The 17,692-nt window shown below is 37.8% G+C and carries 14 protein-coding genes; all 14 read right to left on the reverse strand.

What is annotated here, in order from left to right:
- Positions 1 to 73: 73 nt before the first annotated feature.
- Positions 74 to 520 (reverse strand): SRPBCC family protein, encoded by a 447-nt coding sequence (locus MHB65_RS16825; RefSeq protein ID WP_342441098.1) that lies wholly within the window; start codon positions 518 to 520, stop codon positions 74 to 76.
- Between the two features lie 333 nt (positions 521 to 853).
- Positions 854 to 1,327, reverse strand: coding sequence for an IS200/IS605 family transposase (gene tnpA, locus MHB65_RS16830; protein ID WP_036129052.1), 474 nt, complete (start codon positions 1,325 to 1,327; stop codon positions 854 to 856).
- A gap of 174 nt (positions 1,328 to 1,501) precedes the next feature.
- Positions 1,502 to 2,794 (reverse strand): glutamate-1-semialdehyde 2,1-aminomutase, encoded by a 1,293-nt coding sequence (hemL, locus tag MHB65_RS16835; RefSeq protein WP_342441099.1) that lies wholly within the window; start codon positions 2,792 to 2,794, stop codon positions 1,502 to 1,504.
- Positions 2,795 to 3,775 (reverse strand): porphobilinogen synthase, encoded by a 981-nt coding sequence (gene hemB / locus MHB65_RS16840; protein ID WP_342441100.1) that lies wholly within the window; start codon positions 3,773 to 3,775, stop codon positions 2,795 to 2,797.
- The gene (locus MHB65_RS16845) at positions 3,772 to 4,533 is read right to left on the reverse strand and encodes a uroporphyrinogen-III synthase (protein ID WP_342441101.1); all 762 of its coding nucleotides are present in this window, start codon (positions 4,531 to 4,533) and stop codon (positions 3,772 to 3,774) included. The genes hemB and MHB65_RS16845 overlap by 4 nt, the downstream gene beginning before the upstream one ends.
- On the reverse strand, positions 4,523 to 5,455 hold the full coding sequence (gene hemC / locus MHB65_RS16850) for a hydroxymethylbilane synthase (protein ID WP_205444687.1): 933 nt from the start codon (positions 5,453 to 5,455) through the stop codon (positions 4,523 to 4,525). Before hemC ends, MHB65_RS16845 begins: the two co-directional genes overlap by 11 nt.
- Positions 5,456 to 5,473: 18 nt before the next feature.
- A complete protein-coding gene (gene ccsA, locus MHB65_RS16855; RefSeq protein WP_205444689.1) occupies positions 5,474 to 6,301 on the reverse strand; it encodes a cytochrome c biogenesis protein CcsA in 828 nt (275 codons plus the stop codon).
- 183 nt (positions 6,302 to 6,484) lie between these two features.
- Positions 6,485 to 7,849 carry a glutamyl-tRNA reductase gene (gene hemA / locus MHB65_RS16860; protein ID WP_205444690.1) on the reverse strand — a complete coding sequence of 455 codons (1,365 nt, stop codon included), beginning with the start codon at positions 7,847 to 7,849 and terminating at the stop codon, positions 6,485 to 6,487.
- 199 nt (positions 7,850 to 8,048) lie between these two features.
- Complete coding sequence (locus MHB65_RS16865; RefSeq protein WP_342441102.1) at positions 8,049 to 10,976, reverse strand: VWA domain-containing protein; 2,928 nt, start codon at positions 10,974 to 10,976, stop codon at positions 8,049 to 8,051.
- Between the two features lie 18 nt (positions 10,977 to 10,994).
- Positions 10,995 to 12,443 carry an S-layer homology domain-containing protein gene (locus MHB65_RS16870; protein WP_342441103.1) on the reverse strand — a complete coding sequence of 483 codons (1,449 nt, stop codon included), beginning with the start codon at positions 12,441 to 12,443 and terminating at the stop codon, positions 10,995 to 10,997.
- Between the two features lie 201 nt (positions 12,444 to 12,644).
- Complete coding sequence (locus MHB65_RS16875; RefSeq protein WP_205444695.1) at positions 12,645 to 14,306, reverse strand: hypothetical protein; 1,662 nt, start codon at positions 14,304 to 14,306, stop codon at positions 12,645 to 12,647.
- Between the two features lie 143 nt (positions 14,307 to 14,449).
- Complete coding sequence (locus MHB65_RS16880) at positions 14,450 to 14,623, reverse strand: YjfB family protein (RefSeq protein WP_081011007.1); 174 nt, start codon at positions 14,621 to 14,623, stop codon at positions 14,450 to 14,452.
- A 137-nt stretch (positions 14,624 to 14,760) separates the two neighbouring features.
- The gene (yihA, locus tag MHB65_RS16885) at positions 14,761 to 15,342 is read right to left on the reverse strand and encodes a ribosome biogenesis GTP-binding protein YihA/YsxC (RefSeq protein ID WP_205444696.1); all 582 of its coding nucleotides are present in this window, start codon (positions 15,340 to 15,342) and stop codon (positions 14,761 to 14,763) included.
- 4 nt (positions 15,343 to 15,346) lie between these two features.
- Positions 15,347 to 17,671 (reverse strand): endopeptidase La, encoded by a 2,325-nt coding sequence (lon, locus tag MHB65_RS16890; protein ID WP_342443761.1) that lies wholly within the window; start codon positions 17,669 to 17,671, stop codon positions 15,347 to 15,349.
- Positions 17,672 to 17,692: the final 21 nt, after the last annotated feature.

A 17,692-nucleotide genomic window follows, 5' to 3' on the forward strand; every position in this document is an offset into this window, starting at 1 on the left:
ATAGATACTACTAGAAAAATGGCATGCTAGAAGTAGTATTCTAGCATGCCACTTTCATGGATGTTCGTCTTAATTAAACATTTACTAATTTAATTTTATTAGCTACACGATCTGTTAGCATTTTCGTTGCCTTTGGTACGATCGGTTTAAAAATCGGATTTAAAACAGGGCCAGCTAACCCACCAGCAACGACTTCTAAGAATCCTGTCATTTTTGTATTTTCAGCATCGATGCTTTCTGCAAGGAAATAACCATTTCCTGTGAAATTATCAGAAAGACCCTTTAATTCGAATGTAACTTTTGAAGGTGCCAACCATTCTAAGATTGTAATTTCTACTTCTACTGTTTTTTTCAATACGCCAACATTGCCTTTAAAAGTCCAAGTGGAGTGTTTGTCATCAATCATTTCGTGTGCATTATAACCTGGGACAAGCTTTGCCCATTTTTCCATATCACTAACGAAATCCCATACATGTTCAATCCTTACGGGTACTTCGACCGTGTGTGTGCCTGTTGCCATATCAATTCACTACTTTCTTTTATGAATAGCTATATTATAAACGAAATCGCCCACAATTTGGCTATGCTGAAAGATGTAATTTTGACAAAAGCAGGTCCTTCATCCAGTATAGAAGATCTTGTTTACTAGTAAATATATGCTATTCCCCCTTTTTGTCCATACATTTCTCTAGCACTATAATGCTTTCTGCTTTATCCATCAAATCAGAACCACCAGTATAACTGGTGGTTTGCTCTGCGCGTGAAACGCTGGGGTACTGGCCCATGTCTAAAGACATTCTGAATGGTCCGTCAACCGCACTCCGTTTTCACACAAACCGCTAAAGCGGCTTACTTATTTTTTCTTTCTCTTGATTTCTTCTCCTGTGAATGGGTCAATGAATTCTTTCATCGTCATTTGATCTTGCAGGATATCTTCTTGTAATTGATTTTTTATATACTCCTGTATCTTTTTCTTATTTCGGCCGACTGTATCCACATAGTATCCTCGACACCAGAATTGACGATTACCGTATTTATACTTTAAATTTGCATGTCGGTCGAAAATCATTAGACTACTCTTCCCTTTTAAATAACCCATGAACGCAGATACACTCAATTTCGGAGGAATACTTACCAACATATGAATATGGTCAGGACAGGCTGTTGCCTCTATGATTTCTACATCTTTTCTTTCACATAATTGGCGCAATATTCTTCCAACATCTGCTTTAATTTGACCATAAATAATCTGCCTTCTATACTTTGGCGCAAAGACGATATGATACTTACAATTCCACGTTGTATGTGCTAAACTTTTATTATCCATTTATGGTGGCTCCTTTCGTACGAAGTCGGTTGACTAGACCTGACTTTATTGTACGTTTGGAGTTTTTTTATTGTCCATAGCTAAAAGCTTTCCGGAACCCCCTGCATAGCAGGGGGTTTTCAAAGCACACAAAAAGAGCATGCTAGAAATCATTCTAGCATGCTCTATCAAATTTTATTGCGCTAATTGTGCAAATACTTTATCGAATGCAGCCACCGTTTTCGCAATATGCTCTTCCGTATGAGCTGTTGAGATGAATAATCCTTCGAATTGAGAAGGCGGTAAGAAAATACCTTCTTCTGCCATCAAACGGAAGTATTCAGCGAACAATTGTAAATCAGACGTTTTAGCAGAAGCAAAATCAATGACATCTTCATTTGTAAAGAAGAAGCCAATCATAGAACCTGCACGATTAACAGTGTGTGGGATATTATATTTGGATGCTGCTTCACGGAAACCAGCTTCTAGCTGATCACCTAATTTTTTAAAGTAGTCATATGTGCCATAATCTAAACGTGATAACGTTTCGTAACCAGCTGTCATCGCTAATGGATTCCCAGATAATGTACCTGCTTGATAAATTGGTCCAGCTGGTGCAACTTGCTCCATAATTTCTTTTTTCCCCGCGAACGCACCTACAGGAAGACCGCCACCAATCACTTTTCCTAAAGTCGTCATATCAGGTGTTACCCCAAAATACCCTTGTGCACAGCCATAATCTACGCGGAAACCTGTCATCACTTCGTCAAAGATTAATAATGCACCATGCTCTGCAGTAAGCGTACGTAATCCTTCAAGGAAACCTGGCTGTGGTGGTACAACACCCATATTTCCTGCAACTGGCTCCACAATGACTGCTGCTAGCTCTGCACCAAACTTGTCGAAAATCACTTTTGCCCCTTCTAAATCATTGTAGGCAACTGTCAACGTATTGCGTGCGATATCTGCAGGTACACCAGGGCTATCAGGTAAGCCTAGTGTGGCAACACCTGAACCAGCTTTAATCAATAATGAATCACCATGACCATGATAAGAGCCTTCAAACTTTAAAATCTTATCACGCCCTGTAACACCGCGTGCTACACGTAATGCAGACATAGTAGCCTCTGTTCCCGAAGAGACAAAACGAATCATTTCCATACCTGGTAGACGATCTAATACCAATTGAGCTAAACGATTTTCTGTATAGCTTGGAGCACCAAAGGAAGAACCCTTGGCTGCTGTGTCTGCAATTGCTTTCACTACCTCTGGATGTGTATGTCCTAGAATGAGTGGACCCCAAGACAATACATAATCAATATACTCGTTACCATCGATGTCTTTAATAATCGCACCATGGCCAGATTCCATGAAAATCGGGTCCATATTCACTGATTTGAATGCACGTACTGGGCTACTAACACCACCTGGCATTAATTGAACAGCTTCAGCATAGGCTTGTTTTGATTTTTCGTAAGAACGTGTCATTTATTTCTCCTCCAACCAACGTGCAACATCTTTTGCATGGTACGTAATAATTAAATCAGAGCCTGCTCGTTTCATGCCTAATAATGTTTCAAGCACAACTTTTTTCTCTTCAATCCAACCATTCATAGCAGCCGCTTTAATCATTGCATATTCACCTGAAACATTATACGCAACAAGCGGTAATGGATAGTTATTTTTCATGTCTCGAATAATATCTAAATAGCTTAAGGCCGGCTTTACGATTAAGAAATCTGCGCCTTCTTCGATATCTGACTCTGCCTCACGGAATGCCTCTAGACGGTTCGATGGATCCATTTGGTAGGATTTACGATCACCAAATTGTGGAGCGCCATCTGCAGCGTCACGGAATGGTCCATAGTAGCTAGATGCATATTTGACTGCATAGGACATAATCGGAATATGTTCAAAACCAGCTTCATCTAGACCAGCACGAATTGCAGCTACAAAGCCATCCATCATATTAGATGGAGCAATAATATCTGCGCCAGCTTTTGCCTGTGATATCGCCGTGCGGGCTAAAACATCTAATGAAGGATCATTCAAAATTTGATCGCCCTCAATTAAGCCACAATGTCCATGATCTGTAAATTCACATAGGCATGTATCTGCAATGACTAGTAGCTCAGGATGACGTGCTTTAATGAGTCGCGTCGCTTCTTGAACAATGCCGTGATCATGAAATGCACCTGTTCCAACCGCATCCTTTTCAGCTGGCAAGCCAAATAAAATAACTGCAGGAATGCCTAATGCTACAACCTCATCAACCTCTGCTTCCAGTTTATCCAATGAAAATTGAAAAACGCCAGGCATTGAATGTACTTCATTTTTTATATTTTCGCCTTCCATTACAAAAATAGGATAGATCAGGTCCTCTTTATGTAAGTATGTTTCTTTTACCATTGATCGCATCGTTGCATTGGCACGCAAACGACGATGTCTTTGAAATTGTAGTTTTGTCATGATTTGTCCCCTACTTTCATAATTTCTTCGATGACTGCTTGCATTGTATATACACTTGGCATAATATCCACAGTAGCACCGTATTGTTCAAGAGCTGCTTCCGTAATATGGCCGATGGCTGCAATGCGCGTTGCTTGCCACCCAACATGCGGCACTACATCCATTGCGTACACATCAACAGCTGAAGGACTAGCAAAAATCACCGTGACATCTTGATGTTGCTGGATGCAACTGACAATAGCCGCAGTTTGATCATGTCGTTCTATCGTTTCATAGACTGTCCATTCTTTTAATTCAAAGGGCAGCCCATCCTTCAGTGTACTTTTCGCCTTTTCTCCTCGAATAAACAGACATCTCGGATGATTACCTGCTACACTTGGAAATTCTTTGACGAAAATATCAGCACTAAATACGGAAGGCATAAAGCTCACTTGAAATCCTAACTTTTCTAATGCTGTCGTTGTTTTAGTCCCAATGGAAGCAATCTTCCCTTGGAAGTGCTTAGCATTCAATTGATGCCGAAGCATTTTACTAGCAAAAGCATCGACAGCATTTTGACTAGTAAAAATAATCCAATCATATTGATGGGCGCAATTCAATCGTTCAGCATCATTACTGTCTAATCGTTCGCACGTTTCAATTAATGGGGCTATGATTGCTTGTCCACCTAAAGCTGTTATGTTATCGACAATGGTTGTTGTCTTAGATGTACCTGTTAAAAGTATCGTTTTACCATTTAAAGGTAAATTACTTAGCATCTTGCTCTGCCTTTACACGCTGAATTAAATCAAAAGCACCCTGTTCTGTTAAAATAGCAGCTAGCGCTTCTCCAATTTTTTGTGCATCTGTACCAACAACTGTTTCCTTATACATAACAGATGCATCTGGAGCAGCAACAAGTCCTGTTAATGTAATTTCTTCCCCATTAGAAGTGGCATACCCAGCGATTGGTACTTGACAACCACCATCCATTGCTGCCAAAAATGCACGTTCTGCATGCGCCTCTTGCCATGTTAATGAATCAGTGAGCTTTCCTAATTCGGCTAATAGCTCCGCATCATCTGCGCGACATTCAATGCCTAGAGAGCCTTGTGCTACAGCTGGCAAACATTGTTCTACAGGTAAAAACTCAGTGACTACATCATCGCTCCAACCAAGACGTTTCAAACCAGCCGCAGCCAAAATAATGGCATCATATTCTTCTGTTTCGAGCTTAGCTAAACGTGTATCAACATTTCCACGAATCCATTTAATTTCGATATCAGGACGTACTGTTAAAAGCTGTGCACTACGACGTAAAGAACTTGTCCCAACAACTGCTCCCGCAGGAAGGTCAGCAAATTTAACATGACCTTTCGAGATAAATGCATCACGCGCATCTTCACGTGGTGGAATACAACCAATCACTAATCCATCTGGCAATACAGCAGGCATATCTTTCATAGAATGAACAGCAAAATCAATTTCTTTATCGTATAGGGCTTGTTCAATTTCTTTCACGAACAATCCTTTTCCACCTACTTTTGAAAGCTGTACATCTAAAATTTGATCACCTTTTGTTACAATCTCTTTTACTTCAAATTCAAACGGTACACCAGCCGCTTTTAATTCATTAATGAACCAATTTGTTTGAGTTAGCGCTAGCTTACTTCTCCTAGAACCTACAATAATTTTTCTCAACAGTCTCCAACCTTTCTTCTAATACCATAAATGGAATCGCGACAAACTACTTCCTAGGAAGAAATTTACAACAACTAACAGATAGGCATAAATATGTACCCACGCATAAGTTGTACCTATCAGCTTGCTTTTGCGATTCACATATAGGATAAAACAATACAAAATTAAAATAATGAAAGACCCTATGATTTTCGCATCGAAAATCGAAAGACTCTCTAATGTTAATAGTGCCCATTCAAACCCTAATATTAAACTTATAAATAACATTGGTATCCCAATAAAAAATGAAATATTCATCCAGCTACTCGTCTGCTGTAAGGAAGGCAACCTTGTCCATAAGTGTGACCACTTTTTCTTTTTCAGCAAACGATATAGAACGAGGTACAAAATGGCAAACACAAATGTTAAAGTGAACGCTGCATAGGACAATATTGCAAATGATATATGAATAAAAAGCATTTCCGAAATTAATGTATCCCCGACAGCTCCTGTAGGACGCTTCGGCATGAATGTAAATATACTAGCGAATAAAAATCCTAGTATATTAATAATAAACACAGGTAAATCCACCTTTGCTATGCAATGAAGGAAAATGGATAACGTCACGAGTAACCAGGAATAAAAAAGAATTCCCTCAGACAAGGATAAAATCGGAAAACGCTTCGTCTCCACAAACGTTAAAATGATAATGGCACTTTGAATCACCCATACAAATGAAACAAGCCAAAAAGCAATACGCCTTGCTCGTACTTGCTTATAAAAATAATCAGTAAAGTAAAAAACTAGACTGATCGCATACAAGACGATCATCACTTCATACAACCTCGTCATGGTCAAATCAGCCAATAGACATCCCTTCTTTGTCGTGAAATTAATTAAGCTATTCTAGCATAGAAAACAAAAAAACGTTTTCGTATCTTAAGTTTACCATACAGATACGAAAACGCCTCGTGTAATATCAGTAGAAAATCCAATTGCGCATAATACTCATGTACAACCACATTTGTCTACGCAAGCGCAATAGATATTTTAGAAAGAGTACTTTGGCTCAGTAGAAGTCTGAGATACCTGTGAGCGTTCTTTGCGCTCAAGCTCTTGCTTTGTCATCTCATGAACTTCAACTTCCACAGCATCCTCTATACCAAAAATTTGTTGGAATAAACGTAACTGTTCATTTGCTTTTGGAGAATTAGCCATTTCCTTAGCTTGTAAGATTGGCTCTTTTAACAATTGATTGATAATAGATTTTGTATGTTTGCTTAAAATTTTACGTTCACGTTCCGTTAAATCTGGCATTTTATTTTCGATACTCATCATTGTCTCTTCTTGAATACGACTCGCTTTTTTACGTAATGCTGAAATGACTGGAACTACCCCAAGCGTTGCTACCCAGTCTTTAAATTGCACAACTTCTTTGCCAATCATATCGGTAATATCAGCAGCAGCACGTTCACGCTCTGCTAAATTCGCCTCGACAATACCTTGTAAATCATCGATATCATAGAGGAAAACATTTGGTAGGTCGCCAACTCGTGGATCAATATCACGAGGAACCGCAATATCTACCATAAATAATGGTTTTCCTTTACGTAAACGTTCCACAAATTGCATCAGCTCGTAATCAATAACATAATCTGTTGCACCTGTTGAAGTAATTAAAATATCCGCTTCTAACAATGAACATTGTAATTCCTTCATTGATTTAGCTTCACCATGGAATTTAGCCGCTAAGCTTTCTGCTTTTTCAAATGTACGGTTAATGACAGTAACTTTCCCTACGCCACTACCATAAAGGTTCTCAATCGCAAGTTCCCCCATTTTTCCTGCACCTAAAATAGCTACATGCTTGCGTTGTAATGAGCCAAAAATTTTCTTTGCTAATTCTACGGCAGCATAGGAAACGGATACCGCATTTTCACCGATCGCTGTTTCATTATGTGCACGCTTTGCAAATGTTACTGCTTGTTTAAATAGTTGATTGTATACCGTTCCTGTTGTGCCAATCTCTTGTCCACTTAAAAAGCTTTTTTTTACTTGCCCTAAAATTTGTGTTTCACCTAGAACCATTGAATCGATTCCAGCTGTCACTTTAAATAAATGTTCGATTGCCTCATCTTCTTCACGAATTGTTAAATACGAAGAAAATGTCTCCACAGGCAAATCAAACCAGTTGGCTAAAAATTGTTTCACAAAATGACGTCCAGTATGCAATTGATCCACAACAGCATATATTTCTGTACGATTACATGTCGAAACAATTACGTTCTCTAATATACTTTTTTGCTTTTGCAGCGCTTCCATTGCTTGTGGCAGTTCACTCTCAATGAATGATAACTTCTCACGTATTTCAACAGGCGCTGTTTTATAATTCAAGCCTACTACGATGGCATGCATGAATAACACCTCACACGTTCTAATTCACAAATCTCATTATAGCACAGTTCGACAATAGTTCATCATTAATTTGTGAACATGTCATGAAGAACTGCAATTCGTCATCTACATTAGAATTATTATAAACTAAGTGTAACAAATTATACGTGTTGTTTCAAATTAAAAAAACTGCCCCACAATCGGAGGCAGTTTTCTCTCATTAATTTGTTATTGAGACAGTCTTTAATGCAATCATATTTCCATCTTTATCATATGCTATAAACTCAATCTCATCATTCACTTTAAAATCCTGCATAGTTTGGACGGTTTTCGTTAACATATAAACATGATCACTACGCTTTTGCAAATCAAATTGGACATCTCCACTGATCGAATTAAAACGTACATTCATCTTGGCAACATTTTGACAGTTACCATCGACTCGTGCGCTCATTGTAATATAGCCTTTTCGTAGAGAAACGCTCGTTTCTTCAAATAAATCTTCTGGATTGATACAACTTGAAGCTGGCGTTTTACATAAAATTGTATCAATTAACTTCTGGAATACTTGATGCAATTGTAAATTATCAATTGCATGGAAATACGTTCCACCCGTTTCTGAAGATAGTTGCATTAAAGTGGCATCATTTACTTGTGATTTCTTGCCCATACTTACTGTGTATACTTTGACACCTTGCTTTTTCGCTTCATTTATAACTTTTGTCATTTTTGATTTACTTGTTTTACCATCAGATACAACGACAATCGCTTTGGATGTTTTCGAATCATTCGAGAATTTTGTTAAAGCAATATCAATGCCTGCAAAAATATCAGTTGCACCCTTCTCTTTTGATGCTTTATAAAGATCTTTTTTTAGCACATTTTCTGTTGTACCTTCTCCAAGCACCGTTGCTTTTGTATTCGTTTCAATGACTATGTTATTTTTAGCCTTTAATTGATTGATTAGTTCAATCATTTTCTTTCCACGATAATTTGTTGGATCAACGGCCTTCATGGAAGAGGAATAATCCACTACATAGGCAATTTCTGTTGCTAAAGAACAAGAATTTTTACTGAAGTATGGATTAGCAAAAATGTCTTTCGTTACTGTTTTATCTTTTAAACCCTTCAAGGATGTTGCGTAGCGTGGGTCTATTGGATTGACAAGTATTGCTTCCACTTTAGATTTTCCATAAATAATTGAATCAAAGTAGGCTACGGCAGTACCTGGATTCCCTGTATTATTCAATGGGTCTGAAGTGTTCGTAATGAATGAAGCTGTTTTTTCCACTCCATCATACTTAATTTTGACTGTCCCTTGATAATCCGTAATAGGCTCTCCACCTGGGCGCACTAAAGTCACCATCACTTTTGTATAACGATCTTTTCCTGATGGTCTTGATGCCGCATCGGCACTTTCCTTTAATGCCTCTACTCGTTTTTTATAGGCCTCTACTTGCCCAAGTAATTTACCGCCTTGATATTTTAATAATACTGTACGGTCATAGTTACTTAAGTTTGTGAAGATCGTATAAATCTTCATAACACTATCATAATGCTCTAATGTTAAATCCTTTTCGTCTGGCATCTTTTTCATAAGTTGAATAATAGCGCCGACTGGATTAATGTTTTCTACCTGTGAGGCAATATCATCATCAATGCCTTGAACGCGATAAATAGGACGACCATCGTCAGCAATCATATACATGATTTCCGTTATAGCTGTATTATCTTTAGTTGTAACAGAGTTTTGGAAACGCGTCTTTAAAAGTTCCTCAAATAAGTGAACAGAAATATCATAGTTTTCAAATTGTAGAATAGCATTTTCATAACCTAATGCTGGATATTTAGGATCAGATCCACCGTAACGTAAATAGATGTTTTGCACATTTCCTAAAACATCTGTTACATTTGTTTGCTGTCCAATACTAAATAGCTTTCTATCCCCATCAAAGTCAAAAGGAACTGGGCTATACACATCAATTAGGTTTTGCGTAAAGAACTCTGGGATATCTTCACTTTTTGGAAATTCAGGTATCACGCTGCCATTATCATCCGTATTTCCTGGGTCGTATACTTGGTAATCAATACGCAATTCAGGCTGTGGTGCGTAACGCACTTCTGCATTTAATTTCTCTCCAACAAGACACTTCATTGCTGGGTCTGTATTATTAATTAGCTCAAAAGTGATGGTATCACGTACCGATTTAGTTAATTTTGGTGCTACAACGATAGCGGACACAGTTGAACCATCCGATTGGACAATATCAACTGCTTCACCTGAAGTATCAACAATATTTCCGTAGGATGCCTTCACGCGGAATGAATAGGATTTATCATCTGCGATAGGATCACCATTACAAGCCTTTAAAGACACCGTAACAAGTGTTGTATCCACATTATTTGCAATTAAATCAGGTTTTTCCACCACAATACTTTGCAGTGCATTATTGACATTGTTCGGTCCAGTAAAATCATTTGAATTATCCTTCGGTTCTTCAAAATCAGCACTACTAGATCCCATAAAACCTGGAGGTAACGTAATGCTATCATTATCACGACCCGCTGGACTACGTTTTAATCCTTGTACTGCAAAAGTGCTATTTTGAACAGCACGATATAAGAATTCAGCAACATCACCACGTGTTAATTTTGTAGATGGATTGAAGCTAGCAAATGTCTTTTTGCCTGTAGAACTTGTAGATAAATCATTTGAATATAAATATTGCACTGCCTGTGGCTCATCTAAATCTAAGCCTTTAAAAGCAGCATAAATTTGGGCAAATTGGCCGCGCGTTACGGCTTTTGTTCGATTCGTATTCACATGTGTGCCGTTAAATGGTAAATAAAAATCGCTATAGAAATTATAAGCAACACTATCTACATAAGATAACGCATAGTTACGATCTAGCTTGGCAAACATCAGGACAAGCTCACGATCTGTCACTTGCTCATTCGGTAAAAAGTTACTTGCACTATTTAAGGACATCAGGTCATTATCGACCGCCCAGGAAATAGCTTTATAATTATTGCTATTTGTTGGAACATCTCTAATGGTTGTAGCTGCTTGAGTGACAGTGGGTGTCGCTGTCATCAGTAGTAACATGAAGCAAAGCATAGCAAGCAATGCCTTTTTTACATATGTCATTTTTGTTCCATCCTTTCTTTAGTTAAAGAACAATATGTCATCACGATAGTTTTGTTTTAAGTCATCTTCCAAATATTTCAAGAATCGTTCTAGAACGACTGATGCCTCCGCACGAGTTAGCGGTTTATTTGGATTAAAGCGACCAGCAGAATCACCAATCATTAAGCCAAGTTCATTCGCTATATAAATGCCATCTCTTGAATAATTCGGAATCTGTTTATCATCTGTAAATCTAGTTAAGTAGCCAGGATCGGGTGCTCTATTTTCAAGTCCTAAGGCACGAACAAAAATTGTTGCAGCCTGTGCTCGAGTAATCGCATTATCTGGCTTAAAGTAGTCAGCTGATACACCTTTAATGATCCCTTTATTTAATGCTGATTCAATATAGCCGTAATCTTTGATAGAACGCTTCAAATCTTTAAAAACACTTGTAGTAGGTGTCTTTTTTGATTTCTTTTCTTCAAACACACGTAAGTCAACTGCTTTCCCAATAGCCGTCGTAAAATCAATACGTTTCATTGGCGTATTAGGAGAGAAGAAATTACTTGAATCCGAGTAAATACCTAGAGAATAAAGTTTTTCAATTGCTTCTTTCGCGTAATGGGTTGTTAAATCTCTGAATTTAGGAATAATGAGACGCTCAATTGTTGGCATGTACTCTGTATCTAAATCTAGCGTTCCTTTTTGCCCTGAAGATAAGTCGTATGTATATTCAGAAATAACATCCTTTTCACTAACGACTGCATATCCCCCTTCAAAACTCCCTAAGCTACCGAGATTTTCTTCATAATTTAAGACACGTGATTTACTTGTAGATAAACGATTTTTCACATGGCTTGTCTTGCCATCACTATAGGAATAAACAGACTCTGTGATTTGAGTTTCAGTCGCACCCCAGAAGTTCTCATAGCCTGCATGTCGACTATCTGTTTCAATTGTTACTGTGTTTTGAACAGCATTTTTCCCTTTTCCTGTTTCAAAAGCATAGGTTTTCCTAGAAATAATATTTCCTGAGTAATAATCTGAGGCTGCACGATTATCAGTAACTGTTCCTTGTGAAAATTGATAATCGACTAATGAATACGTAATGGCGCCAATTGTAATTTTTTCAGTGTATTTCTTTACTTCACCATTAGATGTTTTTTGACCAAGAACTGCATAATCTACTACATCTGATTCGTAGGCAATATTTCTTGTCAATGTAGCACCATTGCTTGCTGTTAACTTCATACTATACGTTTCAGTTAATTTACCTTTTGATTCTTTTTGTGCAATTTTAATATCTTTACTTGTCCCTTTAAAAATAACAGGTGTCCCTGACAGGAACACGGCTTCTTCATATGTATACTCGTTTTTTACAGCACCCGTTGTTTCTAATGAAGCGGCTGATGCATTGAACGGAATAGTAGTTCCAATCAAAAAAATAGCAAGAACGATGAACATAATTTTAGATAATTTTTTTTGCATTCACTTTTCCTCTCTTTCACTGTGCATGGCGTGCAGAATGAAGCTTGTTCTAATACTACTAAAAAATCTGCTCGTCTAGCGAAAGTATGCACAATATAGCTTATGCGAAGTAACCTTCCTCTTTTTTAGATAAGAAACATCGCTCTTTTGCAAATACTATTCGCATTAGACTCGCAGATTTTTTTTAGTTAATTATTTATGCTAATCTACCAAAATAAAATGAGCTTTCACAAATCGATCTGATAATACTACTAAACGATCAGATGGCTGTAAGTCAGAAGCTTGAATCACCTTACCTGCTTTTATCAGTGTCGCTTGGTCAATATTCATATTAACCATCTCACCTGCTTCATACCAACGACCATTTTGCCATTGACTAACACTCTTGACATTAATCACAGCAGGATACGTAGATTTCACAGATTGTAGCTTCCCTGCAAGCATTAGAGGCGCAACAGGTTTAGCATTGTCTAAAATATGAAGAGCCTGTACATGGCCTTCCTTCACATAGAAATATCCATAGTCGCCCTCAGATAAGTAAAGTTCAATATCAGGCATGACACTATAGGTTTTATTGCCATCATCTACCATCGCTTTTGTGGAATTACTAACCGACAATACCGTACGATCTGCTTTTTTGAAAACATTTGACTCAATCTTCATAGCATCGTCAATTTCAATTACATATCCATCAGCTTGAGATAAGCGTCCATAATATAATTCATGGCCAGCTAAATTAGGTGACATGAAGCTATCACTTGTTACTTGTATAACTTGTGCATAATGGTCGCGCGTAGCACCATCAGCCACGACAAAAGCAGTACCATATGCCATTAGACCAGTAGGTTCAATTAAACGTCCATTTCGAATTAAAATAGTTCCATTATGGAAGTACATGGTACCTGCTGTTTTCAGTTTCAGTAGTTGGTAATCTGTATCTACAGACAGCATGGGTTCGTAATATGTTCGTTCGTTATTTTTCAATACGACGATTTTCTCGATTACTTCCTTACCGAATTGTTTAACGGTCGCATAGTATGCTTCGCTGCCTATATAATTTTTCAGCTGACCTTTCTCGACTTTCGTATTCCCCACATATATTGGTACTTTAGATGTAAAAGGCATTGTTGAAAGATCATTTGTTGCTTGTGAGCCAAATTGCCAGTTAACAAAAGCATGTTGATTTTTCACGGTTAGCTTATTGGCATTCGGATTGACCGCTTGTATCTCACCTTTATATAAGTTTTCTACTAGTGTACCTGTTTCACTGATAGCTACCTTTGATAGGACTGAGGAGGTTTTATTTTTAAAACTTAATTTAACTCGATCCCCAACATATAATGCACTAATATCCGTTGCAGAAGAACCTTTTTGATAATTGGTTTCTTTGTTTAAATAATAAGTCGTTTCTGCACCAACATCTGGTTTGACCATAATAAATAATCCATTTGGATCAATACTCGTTACGACACCAGCCATCGTTTTACCGTTGCTACTTCCAGTTGATGGTACATTTGTTTCTGTTGGTGTATTAGAGGTACCGCGAAGTTCAACAACACTTCTGAGAGAAATTTCAGCCTCGACTTCCATTCCCATCTTAAAGCCCTCAATAGTCGTTGACGTATTATTAATATATAATCGCGTGTTTTTATTAATATTGAATGTCACTGTTCGTCCACGATCATTTTCCAATGTTATTTTACTAAGCTGCTTTTCTATCGTGCCATCTGGCTTTGTATATTCTGAAAATGTTACATCGACAAAGGTCCCAGTCACTAATTGGGCTGCTTTAGCAGTTTGGTTAAAGGAAAAACCTACTATCATCAGTAACACGATCATAAGTATGTATGAATATTTTTTCAAAAAACCTGCCTCCTTACTAATTATTAGTATATCGTATTATTGGTAGTTTTTCTTATTCGAAAAGTTACATTTTAGGCCTTTTTGAATTTATTTCTAATGAAAAAAGTTGAGGTAGCTTTTAACTTCAAGCTACCTTGCCTGCTTCATACTTGAATATCAATTGTATGTCCGGCTGTCGGATGTGGAGCATCTAACATTTCAACTAACTGTTCTGTATTTTGCTGTTGCATCTCCATTGCCTGTTTCGTAACAGCTAAAGATACATTTTGCATTAGTGTTGCTTGATTCATTGCCATCGATAAAGCTGCGATATCCATTTAGTCCACCTCCTATCTAATTTATCGGACAAATAGTTTCATCATCAAGTATTTTCCCTAATTTTCTACACATCCCCCTATTGAAAATACAAAAACATCTATTGTCCTAACGCCTTAGACACAATAGATGTTTATTATTACATTTTATTTTCGATTGTTTTCCAAACTTCCTCAAAGCCAAGACCCGTTTCGGAAGAGAAGACAATAAGTGGATCACTTTTTTCCATCTCCAATGTCTCTTTGACAATTTTCTTATGTTTATCCCATTTACCTTTTGGTATCTTATCTGCCTTCGTCGCAATAACAATGCAAGGAATATTGTAATGCTTTAAAAAATCATACATCATGCGATCATCAGCTGTTGGAGGATGACGCAAATCAATAATTTGTACGACTGCTTTTAACTCCTGGCGCCCTGTAAAATAGCGCTCAATCATTTTTCCCCATGCCTCACGCTCAGATTTAGAAACCTTTGCATAGCCATAACCCGGAACATCCACAAAAAATAACTGCTCTTCAATTTTATAAAAGTTAAGGGTTTGTGTTTTACCAGGCTTAGATGAAATACGTGCTAAAGCTTTACGCCCGATCATTCGATTAATGAAGGAAGACTTCCCTACATTCGAACGACCAGCTAATGCAAATTCTGGCAGTCCATCTTCTGGATATTGGTCTGGTCGTACCGCACTAATGACCATTTCGACATTATGGACTTTCATTTTTCTAAAAACCTCCGTCCAGTGCATAGGCTAATACTTCATCAGCCGATGTCACTAGTTTAAATGTTAGTTGCTCGCGTACACTGTCAGGAATATCCTCTATATCACGTTCATTATCCTTTGGACAAATAATCGTCGTTAAGCCTGCACGGTGAGCACTTAGTGTTTTTTCTTTTAAGCCTCCGATAGGTAATACACGGCCACGTAAGGTAATTTCACCTGTCATACCTACTTCGCGGCGAATCGGGCGATGTAAAATAGCAGAAACGATAGCTGTTGCCATTGTAATACCAGCTGATGGCCCATCTTTAGGTACAGCACCCTCTGGCACATGGATATGAATATCATGTGTATCAAAAAATTCGGCATCCACATTGAGGTGCTCCATCTTCGTGCGAACATAGGATAATGCTGTTTGAGCAGATTCCTTCATTACTTCACCAAGCTTACCAGTAAGTTGTAACTTCCCTTTACCTGGTGTTAATGATACTTCGATTTGTAATGTATCTCCACCAACTGTTGTATATGCAAGTCCAGTTGCTACACCTACTTGATTTTCCTTTTCAGCCTGACCATAACGGAAACGATGTTTACCCAGTAAATCTTGTAACGATTTTGAGTTAACCGTTACTCGTTTTTTCTCACCAGATACTATTATTTTGGCGATTTTACGGCAAAGCGTAGCGATTTGTCGTTCTAAACCGCGAACTCCTGCTTCCCGTGTATAATAACGAATAATATCAGTGACAGCTTCATCTTTAATTACTACTTGTGTTTTTTTCAAACCATGCTCTTTAAGCTGCTTTGGTATCAGATGATTTTTCGTAATTTGAGATTTTTCAATTTCAGTATAACCTGCAATAGAAATTACTTCCATACGATCTAATAATGGTCCAGGGATACTACTTAAGTCATTGGCAGTGGCAATAAATAACACATTTGATAAATCATATGGTTCCTCAATATAATGATCACTAAATGTATTGTTTTGTGCAGGATCTAAGACTTCAAGCATGGCTGCTGCAGGGTCACCTCTAAAATCATTAGACATTTTATCGATTTCATCTAATAAAAATACTGGATTAACGGTACCTGCTTTTTTCATTCCTTGAATAATACGTCCTGGCATTGCACCAACATACGTACGTCGATGACCACGAATTTCCGATTCATCCCGCACACCACCTAAAGAAATACGAATAAACTTACGATCTAAGCTTTCCGCAATGGAGCGAGCTAATGATGTTTTACCTACTCCTGGAGGTCCTGCTAAGCATAAAATAGGTCCTCGCAGTGAATTTTTCAGCTGACGTACTGCTAAATATTCCAAAACACGTTCTTTGACTTTTTCTAATCCATCATGATCTCGGTTTAAAATATTTTCAGCATGCGCAATATTCATGCGATCCTCTGTAGCAGTTGTCCATGGTAATGAGATAAGCCAATCAATATAATTGCGAATAACACCGCTCTCTGCACTAGCTCCAGGTATTTTTTCATAGCGATCTAATTCTTTCAGTGCCGCTTCTTTTGTTGATTCAGGCATACCCGCTTCGTCGATACGCTTACGTAATTCCGCAACTTCTCCAGTTTTCCCTTCGCGATCGCCCAGCTCCGTTTGGATAGCTTTCATTTGCTCACGTAAATAATATTCTTTTTGCGTGCGTTCCATTGATTGCTTTACTTTGGAATTAATTTTCTTTTCTAGATCCAATACTTCCTGTTCATCATGTAAGCGAATAATTAAATGATCTAGTCGTTTTTTAACGCTAAGCATTTCCAATACTTCTTGCTTGTCGGCCATTTTAAATGGCAAATGAGAAGCAATAATATCTGCTAAACGGCCAGGCTCTTCAATATCCGTTACAGTATTGATCGTCTCAGTCGTAATTTTATTGGAGGATTTTGCATATTTTTCAAAATACGTCAACAATGTACGCATCAATGCTTGCGTTTCTACATCTTTTTCTGTTGACTCCTCTTTCATATCAATATCCACAACTGTATACTTCTCTAATGCACGATAGTTTTCCCACGTTGCACGAGCAACTCCTTCTACAAGGATACGTAACGTGCCGTTTGGTAATTTTAGCATTTGTTTGACATAAGCAATTGTACCAACTGAATACAGATCTTGCTCTTCAGGCTGTTCATCGTGCATTTCTTTTTGTGTCACCAATAAAATCATTTGGTCCTCTAACATTGCCTGCTCAAGCGCCGCTACAGAACGATTTCTACCCACATCAATATGTAACACCATCGATGGGAATACTAAAAGTCCACGCAAAGGCAATAATGGTACATTTGTTGTTTTTTGTATTGTCACCATGCGGGCATTCACCTCCGTCAA

Source organism: Lysinibacillus sp. FSL K6-0075 (assembly GCF_038592945.1).
GTDB classification, from domain to species: Bacteria; Bacillota; Bacilli; order Bacillales_A; family Planococcaceae; genus Lysinibacillus; species Lysinibacillus fusiformis_F.

Excerpts from the sequence above, each read along its gene's own strand:
- hemB (WP_342441100.1), bottom strand. The coding sequence starts at position 3,775 with ATGACAAAACTACAATTTCAAAGACATCGTCGTTTGCGTGCCAATGCA.
- MHB65_RS16870 (WP_342441103.1), bottom strand. The coding sequence starts at position 12,443 with ATGCAAAAAAAATTATCTAAAATTATGTTCATCGTTCTTGCTATTTTT.
- MHB65_RS16880 (WP_081011007.1), bottom strand. The coding sequence starts at position 14,623 with ATGGATATCGCAGCTTTATCGATGGCAATGAATCAAGCAACACTAATG.
- lon (WP_342443761.1), bottom strand. The coding sequence starts at position 17,671 with ATGGTGACAATACAAAAAACAACAAATGTACCATTATTGCCTTTGCGT.
- tnpA (WP_036129052.1), bottom strand. The coding sequence starts at position 1,327 with ATGGATAATAAAAGTTTAGCACATACAACGTGGAATTGTAAGTATCAT.
- yihA (WP_205444696.1), bottom strand. The coding sequence starts at position 15,342 with ATGAAAGTCCATAATGTCGAAATGGTCATTAGTGCGGTACGACCAGAC.
- MHB65_RS16865 (WP_342441102.1), bottom strand. The coding sequence starts at position 10,976 with ATGACATATGTAAAAAAGGCATTGCTTGCTATGCTTTGCTTCATGTTA.
- hemA (WP_205444690.1), bottom strand. The coding sequence starts at position 7,849 with ATGCATGCCATCGTAGTAGGCTTGAATTATAAAACAGCGCCTGTTGAA.
- hemL (WP_342441099.1), bottom strand. The coding sequence starts at position 2,794 with ATGACACGTTCTTACGAAAAATCAAAACAAGCCTATGCTGAAGCTGTT.
- MHB65_RS16825 (WP_342441098.1), bottom strand. The coding sequence starts at position 520 with ATGGCAACAGGCACACACACGGTCGAAGTACCCGTAAGGATTGAACAT.
- MHB65_RS16845 (WP_342441101.1), bottom strand. The coding sequence starts at position 4,533 with ATGCTAAGTAATTTACCTTTAAATGGTAAAACGATACTTTTAACAGGT.